General features: G+C 65.3%; 19 protein-coding genes, 6 tRNA genes and 1 pseudogene. 23 read left to right on the top strand and 3 right to left on the bottom strand.

Annotated features, from left to right (window positions below):
- Positions 1 to 57: 57 nt before the first annotated feature.
- The 7 genes from P0M04_RS19165 to P0M04_RS19195 all read left to right on the top strand — a co-directional run bounded on the left by P0M04_RS19165 (position 58) and on the right by P0M04_RS19195 (position 6,146).
- Positions 58 to 558, top strand: a complete 501-nt coding sequence (locus P0M04_RS19165) for a hypothetical protein (protein WP_259447513.1) — start codon at positions 58 to 60, stop codon at positions 556 to 558.
- Between the two features lie 61 nt (positions 559 to 619).
- Positions 620 to 1,222 (top strand): RNA polymerase sigma factor RpoE, encoded by a 603-nt coding sequence (gene rpoE, locus P0M04_RS19170; RefSeq protein ID WP_056137296.1) that lies wholly within the window; start codon positions 620 to 622, stop codon positions 1,220 to 1,222.
- 48 nt (positions 1,223 to 1,270) lie between these two features.
- On the top strand, positions 1,271 to 1,564 hold the full coding sequence (locus P0M04_RS19175) for a sigma-E factor negative regulatory protein (RefSeq protein ID WP_259447512.1): 294 nt from the start codon (positions 1,271 to 1,273) through the stop codon (positions 1,562 to 1,564).
- Between the two features lie 135 nt (positions 1,565 to 1,699).
- A complete protein-coding gene (locus tag P0M04_RS19180) occupies positions 1,700 to 3,154 on the top strand; it encodes a DegQ family serine endoprotease (RefSeq protein WP_259447511.1) in 1,455 nt (484 codons plus the stop codon).
- A complete protein-coding gene (locus P0M04_RS19185) occupies positions 3,151 to 3,417 on the top strand; it encodes a glutaredoxin family protein (protein ID WP_259447510.1) in 267 nt (88 codons plus the stop codon). Before P0M04_RS19180 ends, P0M04_RS19185 begins: the two co-directional genes overlap by 4 nt.
- A 96-nt stretch (positions 3,418 to 3,513) precedes the next feature.
- Entirely contained in the window at positions 3,514 to 4,944 is a 1,431-nt protein-coding gene (locus P0M04_RS19190; RefSeq protein ID WP_259447509.1) for a pyridoxal phosphate-dependent decarboxylase family protein, read from the top strand.
- Positions 4,941 to 6,146 carry an ATP-grasp domain-containing protein gene (locus P0M04_RS19195; protein ID WP_259447508.1) on the top strand — a complete coding sequence of 402 codons (1,206 nt, stop codon included), beginning with the start codon at positions 4,941 to 4,943 and terminating at the stop codon, positions 6,144 to 6,146. Before P0M04_RS19190 ends, P0M04_RS19195 begins: the two co-directional genes overlap by 4 nt.
- Before the next feature lie 37 nt (positions 6,147 to 6,183).
- Here the strand turns inward: P0M04_RS19195 and P0M04_RS19200 are convergent, their stop codons facing one another.
- Positions 6,184 to 7,116 (bottom strand): hypothetical protein, encoded by a 933-nt coding sequence (locus P0M04_RS19200; protein ID WP_259447507.1) that lies wholly within the window; start codon positions 7,114 to 7,116, stop codon positions 6,184 to 6,186.
- Between the two features lie 320 nt (positions 7,117 to 7,436).
- On the opposite strand from P0M04_RS19200, the gene lepA reads away from it, so the two are divergent.
- The 16 genes and pseudogenes from lepA to P0M04_RS19280 all read left to right on the top strand — a co-directional run bounded on the left by lepA (position 7,437) and on the right by P0M04_RS19280 (position 17,916).
- A complete protein-coding gene (gene lepA, locus P0M04_RS19205; RefSeq protein ID WP_259447506.1) occupies positions 7,437 to 9,230 on the top strand; it encodes a translation elongation factor 4 in 1,794 nt (597 codons plus the stop codon).
- Between the two features lie 17 nt (positions 9,231 to 9,247).
- Positions 9,248 to 10,162: a signal peptidase I gene (lepB, locus tag P0M04_RS19210; RefSeq protein WP_259447505.1), complete on the top strand. Its 915-nt coding sequence runs from the start codon at positions 9,248 to 9,250 to the stop codon at positions 10,160 to 10,162.
- A gap of 19 nt (positions 10,163 to 10,181) precedes the next feature.
- Complete coding sequence (locus tag P0M04_RS19215; RefSeq protein WP_259447504.1) at positions 10,182 to 10,595, top strand: DUF4845 domain-containing protein; 414 nt, start codon at positions 10,182 to 10,184, stop codon at positions 10,593 to 10,595.
- Positions 10,596 to 10,657: 62 nt separating this feature from the next.
- The gene (rnc, locus tag P0M04_RS19220) at positions 10,658 to 11,491 is read left to right on the top strand and encodes a ribonuclease III (protein WP_259447503.1); all 834 of its coding nucleotides are present in this window, start codon (positions 10,658 to 10,660) and stop codon (positions 11,489 to 11,491) included.
- A gap of 2 nt (positions 11,492 to 11,493) precedes the next feature.
- The gene (gene era, locus P0M04_RS19225) at positions 11,494 to 12,414 is read left to right on the top strand and encodes a GTPase Era (RefSeq protein WP_259447502.1); all 921 of its coding nucleotides are present in this window, start codon (positions 11,494 to 11,496) and stop codon (positions 12,412 to 12,414) included.
- A gap of 22 nt (positions 12,415 to 12,436) precedes the next feature.
- Positions 12,437 to 13,234 carry a DNA repair protein RecO gene (gene recO / locus P0M04_RS19230; RefSeq protein ID WP_259447501.1) on the top strand — a complete coding sequence of 266 codons (798 nt, stop codon included), beginning with the start codon at positions 12,437 to 12,439 and terminating at the stop codon, positions 13,232 to 13,234.
- Positions 13,235 to 13,251: 17 nt separating this feature from the next.
- Positions 13,252 to 14,031: a pyridoxine 5'-phosphate synthase gene (gene pdxJ / locus P0M04_RS19235; RefSeq protein ID WP_259447500.1), complete on the top strand. Its 780-nt coding sequence runs from the start codon at positions 13,252 to 13,254 to the stop codon at positions 14,029 to 14,031.
- Positions 14,031 to 14,444, top strand: coding sequence for a holo-ACP synthase (acpS, locus tag P0M04_RS19240; RefSeq protein WP_259447499.1), 414 nt, complete (start codon positions 14,031 to 14,033; stop codon positions 14,442 to 14,444). The genes pdxJ and acpS overlap by 1 nt, the downstream gene beginning before the upstream one ends.
- Before the next feature lie 125 nt (positions 14,445 to 14,569).
- Positions 14,570 to 16,437: pseudogene (gene uvrC / locus P0M04_RS19245) on the top strand (excinuclease ABC subunit UvrC).
- 104 nt (positions 16,438 to 16,541) lie between these two features.
- The gene (gene pgsA / locus P0M04_RS19250; RefSeq protein ID WP_259447498.1) at positions 16,542 to 17,126 is read left to right on the top strand and encodes a CDP-diacylglycerol--glycerol-3-phosphate 3-phosphatidyltransferase; all 585 of its coding nucleotides are present in this window, start codon (positions 16,542 to 16,544) and stop codon (positions 17,124 to 17,126) included.
- A gap of 85 nt (positions 17,127 to 17,211) precedes the next feature.
- Positions 17,212 to 17,287, top strand: a tRNA-Gly gene (locus P0M04_RS19255).
- Between the two features lie 77 nt (positions 17,288 to 17,364).
- Positions 17,365 to 17,440: transfer RNA gene (locus P0M04_RS19260), tRNA-Gly, on the top strand.
- Between the two features lie 41 nt (positions 17,441 to 17,481).
- Positions 17,482 to 17,557: transfer RNA gene (locus P0M04_RS19265), tRNA-Gly, on the top strand.
- 34 nt (positions 17,558 to 17,591) lie between these two features.
- Positions 17,592 to 17,667, top strand: a tRNA-Gly gene (locus P0M04_RS19270).
- Between the two features lie 25 nt (positions 17,668 to 17,692).
- Positions 17,693 to 17,768: transfer RNA gene (locus tag P0M04_RS19275), tRNA-Gly, on the top strand.
- A gap of 74 nt (positions 17,769 to 17,842) precedes the next feature.
- A tRNA-Cys gene (locus tag P0M04_RS19280) sits at positions 17,843 to 17,916 on the top strand.
- A gap of 634 nt (positions 17,917 to 18,550) precedes the next feature.
- Here the strand turns inward: P0M04_RS19280 and P0M04_RS19285 are convergent.
- Positions 18,551 to 19,684: a 6-phosphofructokinase gene (locus P0M04_RS19285; RefSeq protein WP_259447497.1), complete on the bottom strand. Its 1,134-nt coding sequence runs from the start codon at positions 19,682 to 19,684 to the stop codon at positions 18,551 to 18,553.
- Positions 19,681 to 22,119, bottom strand: coding sequence for a phosphoenolpyruvate synthase (ppsA, locus tag P0M04_RS19290; RefSeq protein ID WP_259447496.1), 2,439 nt, complete (start codon positions 22,117 to 22,119; stop codon positions 19,681 to 19,683). The genes P0M04_RS19285 and ppsA overlap by 4 nt, the downstream gene beginning before the upstream one ends.
- Between the last annotated feature and the right edge of the window lie 110 nt (positions 22,120 to 22,229).

The raw sequence follows: 22,229 nt of genomic DNA on the forward strand, positions 1-22,229 counted from the left end.
TCAAAGGAATGGGCGTTTGTCATTTCTGACTTCCTCCACTTCTAACTGGAAATATCCATGTCGATCGCGGTGTCCGCGCTCGTCAGGCCGTCACGCATCCAGCGGTTCGTCTGGGGTGGCTGCGGCCTGGCCTTTCTCGCGTCCGCGCTGGCCATCGGGCTGGCGGCGCCCGGGCACATGCGCTTCGCGCCCTTCGTCGTGGCGGCGCTGGCGGCCGCCGGCAGCGCCGTGCTGGGCGCGGCGGGATCTCATCCAAAGACGCACCGGATTGATATTTCTGGAACCGGCGACCTGCGCGTAACGGTACAACAGGATGTGGGCCTGCCGTCGGCGGGCAATGCGGTCCTGCTGCCTGGATCTGTCATCTGGCCGATGCTGATGGTGTTGCGGCACGCCGCGCCGGGCACGGGGCCGCGGGTCCTGTGTGTGTGGCGCGACAGTGTCGACGCCGCCGCGTGGCGCGCGCTGGCCGTCGCGCTGGCAGTGGTCGGCCGGCGCGGAAATGCAGACGAAGGATGCGAAGACACGACGAACTCATTGCAGCGGACCAACTCTTAAGGAAACGTGGCAGACCGTTTCCGTATAACAGGGACGCCGCCGCAGCCAACGGGGCATTGCAGTGACGACCGAACGCGAATGTGATCAACTGCTGGTTGAGCGCGTCCAGGCGGGCGATCGCCGGGCGTTCGACCTGCTGGTAGCGAAATACCAGCGTCGCCTGATGCGGCTCGTGTCGCGCCTCGTGCACGATCCGGCCGAGGCGGAAGACGTTGTACAGGAAACCTTTATTAAGGCATTCCGTGCACTGCGCCATTTCCGCGGCGATTCCGCGTTTTATACTTGGCTATATCGAATAGGAATTAATACGGCGAAGAATTTTCTGGTCACGCAAGGCAGACGGGCGCCCACCTCGACGGAAGCCGATGCCGAACGTGCGGAAGGATTCGACGACGCGGATAGCTTGCGGGACATTAATACACCGGAGTCTATGTTGGCCAGCAAGCAGATCGCCTATACCGTGAATGCGGCCATGGAAGCCTTGCCGCTTGAATTAAGGACGGCGATCGTTCTGCGCGAAATAGAAGGTTTAAGCTACGAGGAAATCTCCGAAGTGATGGCGTGTCCAATCGGGACGGTGCGGAGCCGGATTTTCCGGGCGCGTGAAGTCATCGCCGAGAAATTGCGGCCCCTGCTCGATATCTCGGCGGACAAACGTCGGTAGGTAGCGATATGAAGACAAAGTTTTACGTACCGGCGTGATGGAATGACGATGGACACGAACAAGAAAAACCGTGAACTCATCTCGGCGCTCTGCGACGGCGAGATCGCGGATGTCGACCAGGAACTGGCGCTCGCCGCCCTGGACACGCCCGACGGCCAGCAGGCCTGGGCGCTCTATCACCAGATCGGCGACGTCCTGCGCGCGGATCCCGCGCCGGACGTGGCGCCCGGCTTCGCGGAACGTCTGGCTGCCCGCCTCGCGGCCGAGCCGCTGCCCGGCAAGCGCGCGGCGGTCGCCACCGATGCCGCCGGCCAGGCGACCGTCGCGGCCGACCCCACCTGAGCCGATCGCGTTTCCCGTTCATCGCCTGATGCCCGCAGGGGCAGCGCCATCCGTTCGCCACGGACGTGCCAACGCGACAACAATGCGCTTTTGTCTTACCATACGAACCATTCAAGCACAGACCTTACCGATCCTATGACAAGCAAAACTGGAAGCGCGATCCTGTCCGCCCTCGTCTTTGCGGGCGCGAGTCTGATGTCCCTCCCGGCGGCCCATGCGGCCGCTCCCGTTGCCGCCCCGACCGTCACCGGCCTGCCCGATTTTGCCGACCTCGTCGACAAGGTCGGCCCGGCCGTCGTCAACATCCGCACCACCGAACGCGTCCGCCTCGACCAGGGCGGCCCCGACGAGGAAATGCAGGAATTCCTGCGCCGCTTCTTCGGCGGCCAGATGGTGCCGCGCGGACGCCGCGGCGCGCCCGGCGAGCAGCCGCAGGAAGAACGCGTGCAGCGGGGCGTCGGCTCCGGTTTCATCATCTCGGACGACGGGTATGTGCTGACCAATGCGCACGTCGTGGAGGGCGCGGACGAGGTCGTGGTGACCCTGACCGACCGCCGCGAATTCAAGGCCAAAGTCCTGGGCTCGGATGCCCGCAGCGACGTGGCCCTGCTGAAAGTGGACGGACGCAACCTGCCCAATGTGCGTATCGGCGATTCCAGCAAGATTCGCGTGGGCGAGTGGGTGATCGCCATCGGTTCGCCGTTCAACCTGGAGAACACGGTCACGGCCGGCATCATCTCGGCCAAGGCACGCGACACGGGCGAATACCTGCCGCTGATCCAGAGCGACGTGGCCGTCAACCCCGGCAACTCGGGCGGCCCGCTGATCAACATGCGCGGCGAAGTCATCGGCATCAACTCGCAGATCGCGACCCTGTCCGGCGCCTATAACGGCATCTCGTTCGCCGTGCCGATCGACGAGGTCATGCGCGTCTCCGACCAGATCCGCAAGACCGGCAAGGTGACGCGCGGCCGCCTCGGCGTGCAGATCAGCGAAGTCACGACGGACGTCGCGGAATCGCTCGGCCTGGGCCGGGCGCGCGGTGCCGAGGTCGCGATGGTCGAGCCGGGCGGACCGGCGGACAAGGCCGGCCTCAAGGTCGGCGACATCATCCTGAAATTCAACGGCAAGGACATCGAGCGCAGCTCCGACCTGCCGCGCCTCGTCGGCGGAAGCACCGTCGGCAGCCGCGCCAGCGTCACCGTGTGGCGCCGCGGCAGCCAGCTCGACCTGCCGGTGACCATCGTCGAACTGCAGGAAGAAAAATCGCCGACGGCGAAGGCGGCGCCCAGGAAGCCCACGCCGGACCAGGCGCCGAACGCGCTGGGCCTGCACGTCTCGGACCTCACTGCCGCCCAGAAGCGCGAGCTCAAGACGGAGGCCGGTGTGCTCGTCGAGTTCGCCGAAGGACGTGCGGCGTCGGCCGGCATCCGCCAGGGCGACGTGATCCTGCAGATGAACAATGTCGAGATCACGGGCGCGGCCCAGTTCAACGGGCTTGTCGCCAAGGTCGATGCGAAGAAGCCGGTCGCGCTGCTCGTGCGCAGGGACAATGTCTCGCGCTACCTCGTCATCCGTCCGCGCCCATGAGTCCACGTTTTATCTTGTATTCGCGTTCGTACTGCCACCTGTGCGAAGACATGCTGGCGGCGCTGCAGGCGTTCATGGCCCGCCAGGGGCAGGCGTACACGGTGGACGTGGTCGACGTCGATGCCGACCCGGCCCTCGTGGCCCGCTACGACGAACTGGTGCCGGTGCTGGTCGCGGAGCCGGCCGGCACCGAGCTCTGTCACTACTTCCTCGACGAGGGCGCGCTGCGGCGTCACCTGAGCCAGGAGCAGGCGGCAGTTTAATCTTCGGGCAATAGCCACGGCTTTTACATCTTGCTCCATGGATCGAAACCGGCGCGACCTGCGATAATCGGCCGCATCGATTCCTGGATGATGCATATGGCTGACGGCCCCGACGCTACGCTCGACCCCGAGGACTGGATGGAACTCCGGACCCTCGGGCACCAGATCCTGGACGACATGTTCGACCACCTGGAAGGCCTGCGCGCGCGGCCCGTCTGGCAGCAGATGCCGGACGCGGCGCGGGACAGCCTGCGTGCACCCCTGCCACGCGGGGCCGGCTCGCTGGCGGACGCGTACCGCAGCCTGCAGGACAACGTCATTCCCTACACCGTCGGCAACCCGCACCCCGGCTTCATGGGCTGGGTGCACGGCGCCGGCACGCCGGTGGGAATCGTCGCCGAGATGATCGCGGGGGCGCTGAACGCGAACGTCGGCGGCCGCAACCAGGCGCCCGTCGAGGTGGAGCGCCAGGTGTCGAACTGGATGGCGGCGCTGTTCGGCTTTCCTGGCACGGCCCGCGGCGTGTTCGTCACGGGCACGTCGATCGCCAACTTCATGGGTGTCGTCGTCGCGCGCACGCACGCGCTCGGGCGCGATGTGCGCGCGCAGGGGCTCGCGGCGCATGCGGACCTGCGCGCGTACGCGTCGGCGGAAGCGCATGGCTGCATTGCGAAGGCAATGGACTTGGCGGGCTTCGGTACGGATGCACTGCGCAGCGTGCGCGTGGACGCCGCCGGCCACATGGACGTGTCCGATCTCGCCGCGCAGGTCGCTGCCGATCGCCGCAACGGGTTGCAGCCGTTCCTCGTCGTCGCCAGTGCCGGGACCGTGAATACGGGCGCCATCGATCCGCTCGCGACGCTCGCCGACTTCGCGCGCGACCACGGCATGTGGCTGCACGTCGACGGCGCCTATGCGGCGCTCGGGGTGCTGGCGCCGGACGTCGCGCCGCTGTTGGACGGGATCGCGCGCGCCGACTCGCTCGCCTTCGATTTTCACAAATGGGGCCAGGTGCCGTACGACGCGGGCTTCTTCATGGCGCGCGACGGCGCGCACATGCTCGACGCGTTCGCGGCGCCGGCCGCGTACCTGCAGCGGGCGGGGCGGGGGCTCGCGGCGGGGGAAGCGTGGCCGTGCGATCTGGGACCCGATCTGTCGCGGGGCTTCCGGGCGCTGAAGACGTGGCTCACGTTCCAGGTCTACGGCGCCGACGCCATCGGCCGCTCGATCTCGGCCACGTGCGCGCTGGCCCGCTACCTTGCGGAGCGCATCGCGGCCGAGCCGGACCTGGAACTGGCGGCGCCCGTCACGTTGAATATCGTGTGCTTCCGCTTTGTCTGCGCGGATCCTGAACGCGTGAACCGTGAGATCGTGCTCGCGCTGTACGACGAAGGCCGCGTGGCGCCCTCCGCGACGACGCTCGACGGCCGTTACGCGATCCGCGCCGCCATCGTCAACCACCGCACGGGCCGTGCCGACATCGACGCGCTCGTCGATGCCGTGCTGCGCGCCGGCCGCCTGTCATGATCACGCCCGCACTCATCGACGCCGCCGCCACGCCGTACGCCCCGCTGATCGGTGCCGCGGCCCTGATGCGCTGCGCCTTCGATCGTGCCGACCTGCGCCCGGTCGGCGAACGCCTGCTGGCACGCGCCCAGGCACATCCCGACGACGCGAACGCGTGGCTGGACGCCAGCTTCGTGCTGCAGTTGCTCGGCCAGCGCGCGGCGGGCCTGGAGGTGCAACGCCACGCGCTGGCGATCCGGTCGCTGTACGCGCTGCCGGCGCCGGCGCGCGTGCCGACCCTGCGCCTGCTCGTGCTGATGGGACCCGGCGACTTCATGGCCAATACGCCGATCGAATTCCTGCTGCAGACGTCGAACGCCGCCGCGCACGTGCAATACGTGACGCCCGACCTGCCGCTGCCGGAGCAGGTGCCCGACCACGACGTGCTGTTCGTGGCGATCGCGCAATCCGACGCCAACGGACCGCTGCTGCGCGACGTGGCGCAGATGCTGGCCGGCTGGCCGCGCCCCGTCATCAACCGGCCGGAGCGGATTGCACACCTGTCGCGCGATGGCGTCTGCGCGATGCTCGATGGCGTGACCGGTATGCTGGTGCCGCGGACGGTGCGCCTGGATCGGGCGAGGGCGATGCAACTAACCGACGCGGCGTTCCCACTCATCGTGCGGCCAGTGGATTCGCACGCGGGCACGGATCTGCAAAAGGTGGATGATGCGGCCGCGTTGGGCGCGTACCTCGCAGCGCACGCGGCCGGCGAGTTCTTTCTCGCGCCGTTCGTCGATTATTCCGGCCCTGACGGCCAGTTCCGCAAATACCGCATCGTGCTCGTCGACGGCAAGCCGTTCATCTGCCACCTGGCGATCTCGTCGCACTGGATGGTGCACTACCTGAACGCGGGTATGGACGACAGCGCCGGCAAGCGGGCGGAGGAGGCGGCCGGGATGGCCGCGTTCGACGAGGGTTTCGCGCGCCGTCACGCGGCGGCGCTGGCGGACATCGATGCGCGAATCGGCTTGCCCTGGCTGGGCATCGATTGCGCGGAGACGCGCGATGGCCGGTTGCTCATCTTCGAAGTGGACAACGCGATGGTCGTGCACGCGATGGACGATGCGGGCAGGTATCCGTACAAGGGGCCCGTGATGGACAGGGTGTTCGGGGCGTTCGAGGGAATGCTGCACCGGGCTGCCGGACAAGCTGAGGCTTAAAACAACGTCGCCCCCGCGAAGGCGGGGGCGACGTTTTTCATGCAGCGACTAACTCATACGCATCACTGGCGACGACAGCCGGCTCACCCAGCAACTCCCGCATGAACACCCGCTTCGCCTCGCTGCGCGGACTCGCCCAGAAACTGTCCAGCGTCGCCTGCGGCACATCGTCGTAATCCACGCGCAACACGTACGGCCGCCCCATGAGTTCGCTGTGGACATAGCTCGCGAAGCATTCCGCGAAATCGTCGTACGGATTCGTTGCCCCGTACAGGCTGGGAAAGTCGCTGCCTTCCAGGCCGGCATACGCGGTCACGATGGCATCGCTGTGCAATTGATTCGTGCCGTAGAAATCGACCGCGCCGCGCAGGTCGAAATCCGAACTGTTCCACGGCACGAAGCGCCCGGCCGCATTTACATGCCAGCTCAGGTCAAGGAAGGGGAATACGGTTGCCGGCACCGGTTCCCACCAGCGCGGCAGGAACGATCCGCCCGCCGTCACGACGTGGCCGAACTCGTGCAGCAGCAGGAACTGCAGGGCGTGGGCGCGGGTGTCGTCGTGCGGGGTGGCGATCGTCGCGGCGAGCGAGAAGCCGGGGCCGCCGAACGGCAGGTTTTCCTTCCACGTGGCCCAGGAGTTGGCCGTATGGGTTTCCAGCAGATCCAGGTCGAGCAGCACGATGCAGCCGAGGATGCGGCCGTCGACGGCATCCGCCACGATGTCCGTGATGCCCGACGACCCGAGGCCGCGGCCCGTGCAGACGCCCAGCAGCAGCGGGTCCACGAGGTCGCGCACGGCGGCCGGCATGCCCGTCAGCGCGGCGCGCAGGTCGGCCTGTAGGGCGGCGTCCGGCACGCACGGGGCGGGCACGGCGTCCAGGCCCGTCGCCATGTTCACCTGGTGCACGACGTCGCGCACTTCATCGGGCAGGGACAGGATGCGTTGCTCGATGGGCAAGGAAAGCTGCATGCGCCATTGCTGCGGTTCGGACGTGTAGATCATGGTGGCGAAAAGTAGGGCGGCGGGCCGCCGATGAGTCATTAACGGCGGGTCCTTGCCCAACTTGAATCGGGGTCGTCCCCGGAAACCGGGCTTTCTGGCTCGAAATCCGGTAAAATGGGCAGCTTGCGGGTCAAGCCGCGGCCTTCATGAGCCGCGATTCGCCCGATAAGGCGCTCGCCCGGGGAACTTCCCGTCCCCCAGACGCGGCGCTTTTTTCGTATTGCGCCGGCAGGATCGAACCCTGTCGGCCTGGCCGCGTGCCGCTCTTTTTGGTTTTGAGTTTGTTAATGAAAAACATACGTAACTTTTCCATCATCGCCCACATCGATCACGGTAAATCGACCCTGGCGGACCGCATCATCCAGCTGTGCGGCGGCCTGTCGGAACGTGAAATGGACGAGCAGGTGCTCGACTCGATGGACCTGGAGCGCGAGCGCGGCATCACCATCAAGGCGCAGACCGCGGCGCTGTCCTATAAGGCGCGCGATGGCCAGACCTATAACCTGAACCTGATCGACACCCCGGGCCACGTCGACTTCAGCTATGAAGTGTCGCGCTCGCTGTCCGCCTGCGAAGGCGCGCTGCTCGTCGTCGACGCGTCGCAGGGCGTGGAGGCGCAGACCGTCGCCAACTGCTACACGGCGCTGGACTTGGGCGTCGAAGTGGTGCCCATCCTGAACAAGATCGACCTGCCGCACGCCGATCCGGATCGCGCGAAGCAGGAGATCGAGGACGTCATCGGCCTCGACGCCACCGACGCCACCACCTGCTCCGCAAAGACGGGCCTGGGCGTGGAAGACGTGCTGGAAACGCTGATCGCGAAAGTGCCGCCGCCGGAAGGCGATCCAGACGCGCCGCTGCAGGCGCTGATCGTCGACTCGTGGTACGACAGCTACGTCGGCGTCGTGATGCTCGTGCGCGTGAAGAATGGCACGCTGCGTCCGAAAGACAAGATCCTCCTGATGGCGACGGATTCCCAGCAGCTGGTCGAGCAGGTCGGCGTGTTCACGCCGCGCTCCGTGCAGCTGTCGGAGCTGAAGGCGGGCCAGGTGGGCTTCATCATCGCCGGCATCAAGGAATTGAAGGCCGCGAAGGTGGGCGATACCGTCACCCTGGCGTCGCGTCCGGCACCGGAGCCGCTGCCCGGCTTCAAGGAAGTGCAGCCGCAGGTGTTCGCCGGTCTGTTCCCGGTGGAAGCAAACCAGTACGACGCGCTGCGCGACTCTCTGGAAAAGCTGAAGCTGAACGACGCCGCGCTGCAGTACGAGCCGGAAGTGTCGCAGGCGCTGGGCTTCGGCTTCCGCTGCGGCTTCCTGGGCCTCCTGCACATGGACGTCATCCAGGAGCGCCTGGAGCGCGAATTCGACCAGGACCTGATCACGACGGCCCCGACCGTCGTGTACGAAGTCGTGATGCGCGACGGCTCCATGATCAAGGTCGACAACCCGTCCAAGATGCCGGAAGTGTCGAAGATCGAAGAAGTGCGCGAGCCGATCGTCACCGTGAACCTGTACATGCCGCAGGAATATGTCGGCGCCGTCATCACGCTGTGCACCGGCAAGCGCGGCGTGCAGATGGACATGAGCTACCACGGCCGCCAGGTGAAACTCGTGTACGAGATCCCGATGGCCGAGATCGTGCTGGACTTCTTCGACCGCCTGAAATCCACATCGCGCGGCTATGCGTCGATGGACTACGAGTTCAAGGAATACCGCGCGTCGGACGTCGTGAAGGTCGACATGCTGATCAACGGCGACAAGGTCGACGCGCTCGCCATCATCGTGCACCGCGCCAATGCCGCCTACCGCGGCCGCCAGGTCGCCGCGAAGATGCGCGAACTGATCCCGCGCCAGATGTTCGACGTGGCGATCCAGGCCGCAATCGGCGCGACGATCATCTCGCGCGAAAACGTCAAGGCGCTGCGCAAGAACGTGCTGGCGAAGTGCTACGGCGGCGACGTCAGCCGCAAGAAGAAGTTGCTTGAGAAACAAAAGGCCGGCAAGAAGCGCATGAAGCAGGTGGGCTCCGTGGAGATTCCGCAGGAAGCGTTCCTCGCGATCCTCCAGGTGGAAGAAAAATAAAGGAAGAATAAGAAGCGATGAATCTGCAACCGATCCTCGGGAACTTTGCCCTGATTTTATTCGTGGCCATGGTGATCACGGGCGTCATCTGGTGCCTCGACGTGTTCGTCCTCGCGAAGCAGCGCCGCGCAAAGGCGGATGCGGCGTTGGCCGAGTACGACGCGCGCCACGCCAAGCTGACGGCCGACGGCATCAAGGTCGACAACGGCAACCGTGCCGTGCTGGAGGCATCGATCCTGCGCCAGCCGACGTGGGTCGAGTATTCCGGCAGCTTCTTCCCCGTGATCGCACTCGTGTTCGTGCTGCGTTCCTTCCTGTTCGAGCCGTTCAAGATCCCGTCGTCGTCGATGGTGCCGACTCTGCTCGTGGGCGACCTGATCCTCGTGAACAAGTTCGACTACGGTATCCGCCTGCCGGTGATCAACAAGAAGATCATCGACGTGGGCAATCCGCAGCGGGGCGACGTCATGGTGTTCAAATACCCCAAGGACATGAGCCAGGACTACATCAAGCGCGTGATCGGCGTACCGGGTGATAAAATCACTTACGCGAACAAGCGCCTGACCGTCAACGGCCAGCCGGTCGAGTACGTGCCGATGGACGATTACCTGGACGACGAGCGCCCGGTTTATCACAAGCAATTCCTGGAAAAGCTGACGAACGCGCCGCACCGCATCCTGAACATGGACGGTGCCCGCACGTTCAACCAGAGTGCCGTGGAGGATTTCCCCCATCACGAAAATTGCACCTATTCCTACGATGAATTTACCTGTATCGTACCGGAAGGCAATTATTTCATGATGGGCGATAACCGCGACAACAGCGCAGACAGCCGCTACTGGGGCTTCGTGCCGGACCAGAATATCGTTGGCAAGGCTGTGTTTGTTTGGATGAACTTCAGCAACCTGAAGCGCATCGGCGGTATCCACTAAGCCGGACGCGGAGGGTGTGATGAAAGGTGGCAAGCGGTATCGGATCGGTGCGGAGAGCGGTGTCTCGCTGTCGGGCCTGATCGTCGTGTTGATCGTGCTGGGCGCGCTGGCGCTGGTGGCCATCAAGGTGATTCCGGCCTTCATCGAATACCGGGCCGTCAAGAGTGCGATCGTCAAGGCGAAGGCCGAGGCCGGCTCCGGCACCGTGCGCGAGATCCAGCAGGCATTCGACAAGAATGCCGGCGTGAACGACGTGTCGGCCATCCAGGGCCGCGACCTCGTGATTACGCGCGACGGCGGCACGACCGAGATCAGCTTCGCCTACGAGAAGAAGGTTCCGCTGACGGACAGCGTCAGCCTGACGTTCAATTTTGACGGTACCACCGACCCCAGCGGCACCAATGCCGCCAAGGCCGACAAGGCCGATAAGTAATACGCCGGGAGGGCGCGCGATGGGATCGGCGCGCGGCGCCGGCCCATTAGATTGGTACGACAATGAATCTTCAGTTATTGCAAACCCGCCTAGGCTATACGTTCCGGGACCCCGGCCTGCTGCAACAGGCGCTGACCCACCGTAGCCACAGCAGTCTGCATAACGAGCGCCTGGAATTCCTCGGCGACTCGATCCTGAACTGCGTCGTCGCCTCCATCCTGTACGAGCGTTTCAACAACCTGGCCGAAGGCGACCTCTCTCGCCTGCGTGCCAACCTAGTCAAGCAGCAATCGCTGTTCGAGATCGCCCAGAAGCTGGAATTGTCGCAATTCCTGCGCCTGGGCGAGGGCGAACTGAAGTCCGGCGGGTTCCGCCGGCCGTCGATCCTGGCCGATACGCTGGAAGCCCTGCTGGGCGCCATCTTCCTCGACAGCGGCTTCGATGCGGCGCGCGACGCGATCCGCGCGTTTTATATCCCGCTGCTCGATTCCGTCGATCCACGTACGCTCGGCAAAGATGCCAAGACCCTGTTGCAGGAGTTCTTGCAGAGCAAAAAGATCTCGCTGCCCACGTACAACGTCGTCGCCACGCACGGCGCCGCGCACAGCCAGGAATTCGAGATCGAGTGTCTCGTGCCCAAGCTGGGCATCCAGGTGTTCGGCCGCGGCGGCAGCCGCCGCGCCGGCGAACAGGCCGCGGCGCGCCTCGCGCTGGAAACGGCCGAGCAATTGCTGCAGAAGAGCCCGTCCACGTCGCGCAAGTCGCGGCCCCGCTCGGCGCAGCTGAAACTGGCGGGCATCGCCACCGACCAGAGCGAGCTGACGGTGCAGGCCGAGGAGCCGCAGTCGGCGCAGAAACCATCACAGAAACAGCAGTCAGGAACCCCGTCAGCATGAACATGGAAACTACCCCCAACGACACCACCGAAGGCGCCCCGGAAGGCTTCCGCTGCGGCTACATCGCCATCGTCGGCCGTCCGAACGTGGGCAAGTCGACCCTGATGAACGTGCTGATCGGCGCCAAGGTGTCGATCACGTCGCGCAAGGCGCAGACGACGCGCCACCGCATCACGGGCATCCAGACCCGCGACGACGCGCAATTCATCTACGTCGACACGCCCGGCTTCCAGACCCGCCACGCGAACGCGCTGAACAAGACGCTGAACAAGACAGTGTCGAACACGCTGACGGCATCCGACGTGATCCTGTTCCTCGTCGAGGCCGGCACCTTCGGCCCGGCCGACCAGCAGGTGCTGGACCTGCTGCCGAAGAATGTGCCCGTCATCCTCGTCATCAACAAGTCCGACCGCATGAAGGACAAGGCCGAGCTGATGCCTTTTGCGGCCAAGCTCGCGGGTCTGCGCGATTTCACCGCGGTCGTGCCCGTGTCGGCGAAACTGCGCTTCCAGGTCGATGCGCTGGAAGGCGAGATCAAGCGCCACCTGCCGGAAAATCCGCCGATCTTCGGCCCGGACGACATCACGGACCGCAGCGAGAAATTCCTCGCGGCCGAGATCGTGCGCGAAAAAGTGTTCCGCCTGCTGGGCGACGAGCTGCCGTACACGAGCACCGTCCTCATCGAACAATTCCAGCAAGAGGGCAACCTGCGCCGCGTCTTCGCCGCGATCCTCGTCGAGCGCGACACGCACAAGTCCATGATCATCGGGAACAAGGGCGCGCGCCTGAAAGAGATTTCGACGCAATCCCGCCTCGACATGGAAAAGCTGTTCGGCGGTCCGGTCTACCTGGAAATCTGGGTCAAGGTGAAGTCCGGCTGGGCCGACAACGAAGCGGGCCTGCGCGCTTACGGTTACGAGTAACAAGCCGGGGTATCATCTCCGCATGCCCAGCCGCGACGACGAACTCATCGACAACGATAATGACGCGCACTCACCAGCAACGGTGAGCAAGCGCCGCACGCCCGCGCGCGAAGGCCGTGTCGTCGGCCAGCCGGGCTTCGTCCTGCACAGCTATCCGTACAAGGAAACGAGCCTCATTGTCGACCTGTTTACGCGCGATCACGGCCGCATCGGCGTCGTCGCGAAGGGCGCGAAGCGGCCGCATTCGAAACTGCGCGGCGTGCTGCAGACGTTTCAACCACTGTCCGTCTCGTTTTCCGGCAAGTCCGAACTGCGCACCTTGATCGACGCCGAGTGGGTCGGCGGCATGCTGCCGATCGAGAAGACCGCGCTGTTGTGCGGCTTTTATCTGAATGAATTGCTGGTGAAACTGCTGGCGCGCGACGATGCGCATCCCGCGCTGTTCAACCACTACGTCTCTACCCTGAACGAACTGGCGCACGGCGAACCGGCGCCCATCGCCTTGCGAAAATTCGAACGGGCCTTACTTAAGGAAACCGGGGTCGCCGCCGACCTCACGCGCTGCACGACGACGCGCGCCCCGGTCGAACCGGACGGCCTGTACGTCGTTGACCCGGAACGCGGTGCGCGCACGGCGCAGGCGGTGGAGTCGTGGCCGGTGGTGTCCGGCAAGACGCTGGTCGACATGGAACGCGAAGACTACGCCGACCCGCAGACCAAGGCGCAGAGCAAGCAGCTGATGCGCTTCCTGCTGGCCTATCACCTGGGAGGCGCGCCGCTGAACACGCGCCAGATTTTGATCGACCTGATGCAGCTTTAAGAACAAAGACTACGACCATGAGCTTCCTGCAACCCGCCGGCCAGGTGATCGACCTGGGCGTGAACATCGACCACATCGCCACCGTCCGCAACGCGCGCGGCACCGTCTATCCCGACCCGCTGCGCGCCGCGCTGATCGCCGAGCAGGCCGGTGCCGACCTGATCACCCTGCACCTGCGCGAAGACCGCCGCCACATCAGGGACGCCGACGTCCTCGCGATCCGCCCGCAACTGGCGACGCGCATGAACCTGGAAGCGGCCGTCACGCAGGAGATGATCGACTTCGCGTGCCAGGTGAAACCGCAGGACGTGTGCCTCGTGCCCGAGCGCCGCGAAGAAGTGACGACGGAAGGCGGCCTGGACGTCATCCGCTACCAGAAGGAAGTCGAGGCCGCGATCCGGCAACTGAAAGGCGAGGGCATCCGCGTGTCGCTGTTCATCGACGCGGACGAACAGCAGATCGCGGCTGCCGCGGCCGTCGGCGCGCCCGTCATCGAGCTGCACACGGGCCGCTACGCCGAAGCTTCCAGCCCCGAGGAGCACGCGCACGAGCTGGAACGCATCAAGGTGGGCGTGCGCGCCGGCGTGAAGCACGGCCTGCGCGTCAATGCGGGCCATGGCCTGCATTACACGAACGTGCAGCCGATCGCGGCGATCCCGGAAATCCACGAACTGAACATCGGCCATGCGATCGTCGCGCACGCGCTGTTCGCGGGTTTCGAAAACGCCGTGCGCGAAATGAAGGCGATCATGGTCGCCGCGCGCCTGGGCGTCTCTTACGCGGCGAAAGGCCAGTAATGATTTACGGGATCGGCACGGACATCGTCCAGATCTCGCGCGTCGAGGCCGCGTTGAAACGCAGCGGCCCACGCTTCGCCGAAAAGATCCTCGGCCCCGAGGAACTCGTCAAATACCACGCCCGCCGCGCCAAGAACGAGGTGCGGGGGCTGCGCTTCCTGGCCACGCGGTTCTCGGCCAAGGAGGCGTTCTCGAAAGCGATCGGCCTGGGCATGCGCATGCCCATGACCTGGCGCTCGGCCCAGATGCTCAACGCCCCGAGCGGCAAGCCGATTATCGTATGCAGCGGGGCGCTCGATGAATTCATGCGGACGCACCGGCTCACGGCCCAGGTGACGATCAGCGACGAAGCCGATTACGGCGTCGCGTTCGTCATCGTCACCCAGGCACCCGAAGGAGCGTCCGCGACTTAGGTGTAGCGGAAGTGACAGACGAAGTCGTAGTACCCAGGCGGCGCAGGACGCTGCCGGCCCCGGCGAAAGCGCCGCGCGCCCGTCCGGATGCGTGGCAAGCCATGAAAGAGGAATTGATCGCGACGATGACGAAGGATGCGGAATCCCCCGTGCGCCCCACCGAGGAGGCGCGCGAACAAGTCCTGGCGACGGTGGCCAAGCTGCCCGACCTGCCGGGCGTGTATCGCTATTTCGACGCGGAAGACAGGGTCCTCTACGTCGGCAAGGCGCGCAACCTCAAGAAGCGCGTGTCGAGCTATTTCCAGAAGACGCTGTCGAGCCCCCGCATCGCGATGATGGTGTCGCAGATCGCGCGCCTGGAAACGACCGTGACGCACAGCGAGGCCGAAGCGCTGATCCTGGAAAACAACCTGATCAAGACGCTCAAGCCGCGCTACAACATCCTGTTCCGCGACGACAAGTCGTACCCGTATTTAAAACTGACGGCGGGCGACTATCCGCGCATGGCCTATTACCGCGGTGCGCTGGACAAGAAGAACCAGTATTTCGGGCCATTCCCGAGCGCGTGGGCCGTGAAGGAATCGATGCAGCTGCTGCAGAAGGTGTTCATGCTGCGCACGTGCGAGGACAGCGTCTTCGCCAACCGCACGCGGCCCTGCCTTCTGCACCAGATCGGCCGCTGCAGCGGTCCGTGCGTGGACCTGATCGCGCCGGAAGACTACAAGCGCGACGTCGACAACGCGGCGAAGTTTCTGCGCGGCCGCCAGACCGAGGTGCTGGAAGAGCTCGAGAAGAAGATGCTCGCGTACGCCGAGGACCTGAAGTTCGAGCAGGCGGCGAGCGTGCGCAACCAGATCCAGGCGCTGTCGCGCGTGCTGCACCAGCAGAGCATGGAGACGACGGGCGACGCGGACGTCGACGTCATCGCCGTCGTCGTGCAGGGCGGACGCGCGTGCGTGAACCTGGCGATGGTGCGCGGCGGCCGTCACCTGGGCGACCGCGCGTATTTCCCCACGCAGGTCGGCGAGGCGATGGATGAATGCCCCATCGAGGTGGAAGTGCTGGCCGCGTTCATGGCGCAGCATTACGGCGACAAGTTCGTGCCGGGCATCATCATCCTGAACATCGAGTTCGACCAGCCCGAGCTGATGATGGCGCTGCAGGAGCAGTGCGGCCACCGCATCAACCTCGTGTTCCAGCCGCAGGGCCAGCGCCGCCAATGGCTGGAACTGGCGCAGAAGGGCGCGGAGATCTCGCTGGCCCGGCTGCTGTCCGAACAGGGCTCGCAGCAGTCGCGCACGCGCGCGCTGGCGGAGGTGCTGGGCATCGACAACGAGGACCTGGAATCCCTGCGCGTCGAATGCTTCGACATCAGCCACACGGCGGGCGAGGCGACTCAGGCGTCGTGCGTCGTGTTCCACCACCACCAGATGCAGAACGGCGAATACCGGCGATATAACATCACCGGCATCACGCCGGGCGACGACTACGCGGCGATGCGCCAGGTGCTGACACGGCGCTACGAAAAGGTGGCGAACGGCGAGGGCGTGATGCCGGACATCGCGCTGATCGACGGCGGCAAGGGCCAGGTCGAGATGGCGAGACAGGTCTTCACGGAGCTGGGGCTCGACATCGGCAACATCGTCGGCGTGGCGAAAGGGAGGGCCGCAGGGTCGGTCTCGAGACCCTGATCTTCGCCGACGGCCGCCCGCCGCAGGAACTGGGCAAGGAATCGGCCGCGCTGATGCTCGTGGCGATGATCCGCGACGAGGCGCACCGCTTCGCCATCACGGGCATGCGCGCCAAACGCGCCAAGACGCGCCAGGCGTCGCGCCTGGAAGAGATCGAGGGCATCGGCGCCAAGCGCCGCCAGAAGCTGCTGGCGCGCTTTGGCGGTCTGAAAGGCGTGATCGATGCGAGCGTGGAGGATCTGATGTCGGTGGAAGGCATTTCCAGTACGTTGGCGGAAGAGATTTATCGGCAGCTTCACTGAGGACGTGCGCGCGTCACGGGTGGCTCAACTGGTTTAAACGGCAAGAGCCATGTAGACTAGCGCGCACAAAACTCAACAAGTCGAGCACCGACCAGCCTCACCCCATGCCTTTCAATATTCCGATTCTCCTGACCTGGCTACGCGTCGCACTCATCCCGCTGGTCGTTGGCGTCTACTACCTGCCCGAACACTGGCTCCACGTGACCGACCGCAACCTGGCGTCCACGCTCGTCTTCATCGTCGCCGCGATCACGGACTGGTTCGATGGCTACCTCGCCCGGCGCTGGAACCAGACGTCGGCCTTCGGCGCCTTCCTCGACCCGGTCGCGGACAAGCTGATGGTGGCGGGCGCGCTGCTCGTGCTCGTGCAGCTGGATCGCGTGAACGCCATCATCGCCTTCATCATCATCGGCCGCGAGATCACGATTTCCGCGCTGCGCGAATGGATGGCGGAGATCGGCGCGCGCAAGTCCGTCGCGGTGAGCTCGCTCGGCAAGATCAAGACGGCCGCGCAGATGGTCGCCATCCCGATGCTGCTGTTCCACGATCCGATGTTCGACGGCGTGCTCGACATCCACAAGTGCGGCGAGATCCTGCTGTGGGTCGCGGGCGTGCTGACGGTCTGGTCGATGTTCTACTACCTGCGCCGCGCCTGGCCGTTGATCAAGGAAAAGTCGGGCGCCGTCTAAGTTTCTGCTGAGTCATCCTTGACACATAGCTCAGCATCTCTATAATGCCTGCCTGTTGCGAAGACATCGCGGCAAACGAAACGAAGCGGGAGTAGCTCAGTTGGTAGAGCGCAACCTTGCCAAGGTTGAGGTCGAGAGTTCGAGACTCTTCTCCCGCTCCACAGTTTGCCTGTCGAAAGTGATAAAGGTTGTCTTGGAAAGCAGTAAAAAATCTGAGATAATCGCAAGTTCCAGCGACGCGGGAGTAGCTCAGTTGGTAGAGCGCAACCTTGCCAAGGTTGAGGTCGAGAGTTCGAGACTCTTCTCCCGCTCCAGTCATCGCAAGATGATGCTGGGGCAAACAGTAAGACTCCATGCGGGAGTAGCTCAGTTGGTAGAGCGCAACCTTGCCAAGGTTGAGGTCGAGAGTTCGAGACTCTTCTCCCGCTCCAGTGTTTTACGGCAGCAGTAAGTGATGAACTCCATGCGGGAGTAGCTCAGTTGGTAGAGCGCAACCTTGCCAAGGTTGAGGTCGAGAGTTCGAGACTCTTCTCCCGCTCCAGTGATTCACGATAGTAGTACCCGATGCGGGAGTAGCTCAGTTGGTAGAGCGCAACCTTGCCAAGGTTGAGGTCGAGAGTTCGAGACTCTTCTCCCGCTCCAGATACAGAGAAGCCAGCCTTCTCGTGTCGCTGCGACGAATAACCGGTCGCTGTGGCATAGTCAAGTCTTCCTCCGGCGAGGTAGCAAAGCGGTTATGCAGCGGCCTGCAAAGCCGTCTAGACGGGTTCGACTCCCGTCCTCGCCTCCAGCATATCTGTAGATCAGCGCCGCTGCGCTGATCTACTTCACGAGTTCGACCGATTCCAGGGCGCTGCACGCTTCTTCTGTTTTTCCCTGGGGTGACAGTCAGCAGCCGGGCTGCGCAAAGATGGTCAGCGCATGCAGGGAATGTAGACTATTCAGTGTCGACACATGCCGTGGCAATTCATCCCGCATGTCGGCCGATACGCTTTCTGGGCGCAGAATTCAATGCTGCTTAGTCAAGCCGATCGAACGAAAGAGTTTCCATGACGTGCTCCGCCAGTACGTGATCGGCAAGCTGGACAACGCCAGTGTCGAAGACCTGCCCGCCTAAGCCAAACTCAATGACATCTTCCAGCGCGCGCAAAGAAACGGCTTTGCTGCGATCGTCCAGGCATGCGCGTCAGGAGCACTGGACGCCAACAAGGCGATGGAGAATTTACTCAAGGGCTCGGTCGCCAGCTCCGGATGTCCGAGGGTAGGCGTCGCCGCTGGCAACTATATGCCTACGGACGGACCCGGCCGTCGTCGTTGTCAGAATGTGGGCTTTCATCCGGCGGTGAAACAAAATGCCGGCGTATTGTTCTGGTAAGCATAATGGCGGTGAAGTGGTGTCCGATCGGGAAGTGTCAGCGCGTACACTAAATCCTTTCTGTTGCATGCGGGCGATCGCCCAGGCAGATACCGAGCTCCCGCGCGGTGCGCACGGTATCGCAGTCGACCGGTACGCGCCGGGTCCGTCCAGCGACGTCCGCCAGCGGCACGGTGACGATGTCCTGGCCGGTGAGCGTCACCATGACACCCGATTGTCCGGCGGCCAGCGTCCGTACGGCCGCCGCACCGAAGCGCGCGGCGAGTATCCTGTCGAACGCGGAAGGACTGCCGCCACGCAGCAGGTGGCCGAGCACGACGCTGCGGCAGTCCTTGCCAGTCGCCTCTGCCAGGCGCGTCTCGACCCAGGCACCGATGCCGCCCAGGCGCTCGGCGCGGCCGGCGCCGGCCGCCTCCAGTACCTCGCACCGGCCGCCCAGCGGGAGCGCGCCCTCGGCCACGACGACGATCGAGTGGCGCAAGCCGAGCGCGTCGCGGCGGCGAACGGCTTCGGCCACGACGTCGATATCGAAGGGGATCTCCGGCAGCAGGATCGCATGTGCGCCGCCGGCCATGCCCGCGTGCAGGGCGATCCAGCCGGCGTAGCGTCCCATCGTCTCGACCACCAGGATCCGGTGCTGGCTGTCTGCGGTCGTATGCAGGCGGTCGATGCACTCAGTGGCGAACGCGACCGCCGAGTCGAAACCGAACGTCTGCTCAGTGCGGTCGAGGTCGTTGTCGATGGTCTTGGGGACGCCGACGACGCGCAACCCCTGTTGGTGCAGGGAGTCGGCGATCGCCATCGACCCGTCGCCGCCGATCATCACGAGGGCGTCGAAGCCGCGTTGCCGGAACAGGCCGATCAGTTCGCCGCTGCGGTCCCGTTCCGACATGGTGCCGTCGTCGTCGCGCACGGGATAGCGCAGGGGGTTGCCGCGGTTGGTGCTGCCGAGGATCGTGCCGCCGAGATGACCGATACCGTGTACGGACTGGGACGAGAGCGCCACGACGGGCTCGTCCAGGCATTGCGCCGGCGCGAGCAGGCCGTTGAAGCCGTCGCGGATGCCGTCGCACGCCCAGCCGCGTCGCGCGGCCGCGAGCACGACCGCCCGGATCGCCGCGTTCAGTCCCGGCGCGTCGCCGCCGCCGGTGACGAGCGCGATGCGCCGGATGTCCGGGTTCATGGCGCGAGCACCTGTCGTCCGCGCGGCGCGATGCCGAGGCCGCGTTCGACGTCGACGAGCGCGCGGACGGTAGCCACCACCGAATCGGGATTCAGGCTGATCGAATCGATACCCTGTTCGACGAGGTAGCGCGCCACTTCCGGATAGTCGGACGGCGCCTGCCCGCAGATGCCCACGTGGCGTCCGTTGCGTTTCGCGCCGGCGATGGCCTGGCGCAGCATCTCCAGCACGCCGGGATCGCGCTCGTCGAAGTCGAAGGCGACGATGTCCGAATCGCGGTCGACGCCCAGCACGAGCTGGGTCAGGTCGTTCGAGCCGATCGAGAAGCCGTCGAACAGCCGCGCGAAGTCGTCGATGCGAATGACGTTGTTGGGAATCTCGCACATCACGTAGACCTCGAGCCCATTCTTGCCGCGTTCCAGTCCGTGCTCGGCCATCGTCCGCAATACAGACTCGGCTTCCTCGACGCGGCGGCAGAACGGAATCATCAGGCGCAGGTTCGACAGGCCCATCTCTTCGCGCACGCGCCGCATGGCGCGGCACTCGAGCGCGAAGCCTTCCGCATATGCCGGATGCGTGTAGCGGGCGGCGCCGCGAAAGCCCAGCATCGGGTTGGCCTCGAGCGGCTCGAAGACGGCGCCGCCCAGCAGGCTCGCGTACTCGTTGGTCTTGAAGTCCGACATCCGCACGATGACCGGCTTCGGCCAGAACGCGGCCGCGATGGTGCCGACGCCCTCGGACAGCTCGCGCACGAAATAATCCGCCGGCGACGGGGCGTCCCGGGTGAGCCTTTCGATGGCGGCGCGCACCGCCGGGTCGGTGATTTTCTCGGGATGGACGAGCGCCATCGGGTGGATGCGGATGTGCTCGGCGACGATGAATTCCATGCGCGCCAGGCCGACGCCATCGTTCGGCAGGAAGCGCGTGCGGAAGGCCGTGTCCGGGTTGCCGATATTGACCATGATCCGCGTGCACGGCATGGGCAGCGCGGCGACGTCGATGGCGGTGTGGCGGAAGGGCAGGCGGCCGGCATACACGTGGCCGGCGTCGCCCTCGGCGCAGGACACGGTCACGTCGTCGCCGGTACGGATCGCCGTCGTCGCGTCGCCGCAGCCGACGAGCGCCGGTACGCCGATCTCGCGCGCCACGATGGCGGCATGGCAGGTACGGCCGCCCCGGTCCGTCACCACGGCGGCGGCCGACTTCATGACGGTGCCCCAGTCGGGCATGGTGGTGGTCGCGACGAGGATCTCGCCTGGCTCGAACTCGCCGAGCGCGCCGACGTCGGCGATCACGCGGGCCTTGCCGGACGCGACCCGGCCGCCCACGGCGCGGCCGGTCGCCAGCAACCGGCCCTTGGCCTCCAGGCGGTACTCGTCGACTTCGGCGTTGGTCTTGCGCGACGCGACCGTCTCGGGCCGGGCCTGGACGATGTAGAGCTTGCCGTCGATGCCGTCGCGCGCCCATTCGATGTCCATCGGCACCGGATGCCCGGCGCGCGCGGAATAGTGGTCCTCGATGCGCAGGGCAGTCTCGGCGAGTTCGAGCACCGCCTCGTCCTCCAGGCAGAAACGGCCGCGCTCCGCCGCGCCGGTCGGCTCGTTGCGCGTGACCGGGGACGCGCCGGCCGGCGCATACACCATCCGTATCTCCTTGCCGCCGAGGGTACGCCGCAACACCGTCCGCGTGCCCTGGCGCAGCAGCGGCTTGAATACGTAGAATTCGTCCGGATCGACGGTGCCCTGTACGATGTTCTCGCCCAGGCCGTAGGCGCCGGTCAGGAACACGACGTCGCGAAAGCCGGTCTCGGTATCGAGCGTGAACATGACGCCGGCGCTCGCGAGGTCCGAACGCACCATTTTCATGACGCCGACCGACAGGTACACCTTGAAGTGGTCGAAGCCGTTCTCGCTGCGGTAGACGAGTGCGCGATCGGTGAACAGGCTGGCGAAGCAGCGGCGCACGCTGTCGACAAGGCCCGCCTCGTCGACGTGCAGGAAGGACTCGTGCTGGCCGGCGAAGCTGGCGTCCGGCAGGTCCTCGGCCGTCGCGGAGCTGCGTACCGCCACCGTCAACCCGTCGCCGTACTCGGCGTGCAGGCGGCGCCAGCCTTGCAGGATGCCGTCCTCGAGTTCCGGCGGCAGCGCGCTGTCGTAGACGATCGCGCGCGCCTGCGCGGCGCGGCGCGCGAGGTCGGCGACGTTGCCCGGGTCGAGGCCGTCAAGGGCGGCGTGCAGCTGCTTCCAGGCGCCGGCGCGGTCGAGGGTGGCGCGGTAGGCGGCTGCGGTGATGGCGAACCCGTCCGGCACGCGCACGCCGCGGCCGCCGAGTTCCCGCACCATCTCGCCGAGCGATGCGTTCTTGCCGCCGACCGATGGCACGTCCCCCATGCCGAGCTCCGAGAACCAGCGGATGTATGCCTCAGGCGTGTCCATGGCGTCGGCCTCCTTGGCAAGTGCACGTGGATTCATGTTAGCAAACGCGGGCCCCGGCCGATACCTTGATAAGGGAGGCGATGCGAGGCCGACGTCAAGCCGCCACATCG

Source organism: Telluria mixta, from assembly GCF_029223865.1.
GTDB classification, from domain to species: domain Bacteria; phylum Pseudomonadota; class Gammaproteobacteria; order Burkholderiales; family Burkholderiaceae_D; genus Telluria; species Telluria mixta.